Source organism: Hallella faecis (assembly GCF_018789675.1).
GTDB classification, from domain to species: Bacteria; Bacteroidota; Bacteroidia; order Bacteroidales; family Bacteroidaceae; genus Prevotella; species Prevotella faecis.
Map to the genome: position 1 here is coordinate 1 of NZ_JAHKBE010000131.1, position 1,115 is coordinate 1,115.

Genomic DNA, 1,115 nt, shown 5'->3' on the forward strand with positions numbered 1-1,115 from the left:
AAGAAGCTGATGCAGCTGCAACTGCCGAGGCAAATACCTTTAAGACAACTCATGCAACAATCCTTGGCAAGACCACAGAGACAGTAACATCTTCCGATCTTCCAGCAATAAGCGCAGCATTGACAGCCTATGAGGAACTCTCTGATGCAGCCAAAGCAAAGTTGGTGGATGGCGAGAAATCATTGCTTGATGCCTTGAAAGCAAAGGCAGAGGAACCTCAGTATATTATGGGCGATGTGAACGGAGACGGAAAGATAACGGCACAGGATTTGACTATGCTGACGAACAGGATTCTTGGTACAACATCACCTGCATTTGTTGAGGCAGCTGCAGACATAAATGGTGACGGAAAGATAACGGCACAGGATTTACCATTACTAACAAATTTAATTTTGAAATAAATGAATAGAGTTTTAAGGAACGTAAGCTCTATGGTATTGATGCTTATTTGTTCAACAATGGCATTTGCCCAACAGGCAGAACTTGTAAACCTGAGTGTAGAACCTATAACCATTGAGACGGGAGAGACAAAGACGATTTCTATAAATATGACAAACCCATCGGTTGACGTTGCATCATTCATTCTTGGTGTGGAACTACCAGCAGGTTTGACGTTCGTACAGGATAAACTATGGAACGATGATGATGAGGAATGGAATTATTTCTATGCTTCACTCACAGATAGAAAGCTCTCAAAGTTTGTGTTGTCAGAGAACTATGACACTGACAAGAACACGCTTAAGATGGTTATAAATGGTATGGGACAGGTGTTCAAAGGGACGGAAGGTGCAATTGTCTCGTTCACCATTGCAGCTACAGAGACGGCTACATCTGGTCAGATGAAGATATATGATCAAAGTTGGTCGAATGCTGATGCCTCGCTCGGTGGAGAACGTCCTGATATCAATGTTGACATCACTGTTACTTTATCTACCAAGATGGTTCCTACAATAGTAAACAATGATGATGCCAATGTGTACACTCTGGATGGTAGAAAGATCTCAGACGTTAGGAAGTCACGTGGTATCTATATCGTGAATGGAAAGAAAATGATTATAAAATAGGGATGCTCGTAAATCAGTCAAAAACAACCTAACGATCTAATTGTCAGTGTT

The 1,115-nt window shown here is 41.5% G+C and carries 2 protein-coding genes; both read left to right on the forward strand.

Going from position 1 to position 1,115, the window contains the following annotated elements:
* A partial coding sequence (locus KM934_RS12800) for a dockerin type I domain-containing protein (RefSeq protein WP_215761007.1) occupies positions 1–401 on the forward strand: 401 nt, incomplete at its 5' end.
* A gap of 57 nt (positions 402–458) precedes the next feature.
* The gene (locus tag KM934_RS12805; protein WP_215761008.1) at positions 459–1,064 is read left to right on the forward strand and encodes a hypothetical protein; all 606 of its coding nucleotides are present in this window, start codon (positions 459–461) and stop codon (positions 1,062–1,064) included.
* Positions 1,065–1,115 lie beyond the last annotated feature (51 nt).

What these genes read in the sequence shown, in the direction of transcription:
- KM934_RS12805 (WP_215761008.1), top strand. Translation starts at nt 459, where the DNA reads ATGGCATTTGCCCAACAGGCAGAACTTGTAAACCTGAGTGTAGAACCT.